This is a genomic window from Dietzia sp. DQ12-76, assembly GCF_014145045.1.
In the GTDB taxonomy this organism is placed as follows: domain Bacteria; phylum Actinomycetota; class Actinomycetes; order Mycobacteriales; family Mycobacteriaceae; genus Dietzia.
Genome location: NZ_JAALDV010000567.1, coordinates 21,346 through 21,580, shown reverse-complemented (window position 1 = coordinate 21,580; position 235 = coordinate 21,346). Strand labels below are relative to the sequence as shown.

Genomic DNA, 235 nt, shown 5'->3' with positions numbered 1-235 from the left:
CGGGGCGTCCTGGGGCACCGAGCAACCAGTGCGGATCTCGGTCATCGACAGCATCGCCCAGGGACTGCCCAACCGCGTGCAGTTCGTCACCGGCGCCTACGCCAGCGTCGACTGGCTGTGCGAGGAACTCCTCTCCGGCAGCGACGCCACAGTCCGATTCGAACTGATCGACCCCCAACCCGGAGTGCTCGACCTGCCCGACGCGGTGCTCAAGTACTTCATCACTCCCGCCCTG

General features: G+C 66.8%; 1 pseudogene. It reads left to right on the top strand.

The features are described from left to right. Nucleotides 1-28 precede the first annotated feature (28 nt). Nucleotides 29-235 (top strand): annotated as a pseudogene (locus G6019_RS17015) (hypothetical protein); the annotation flags it as partial.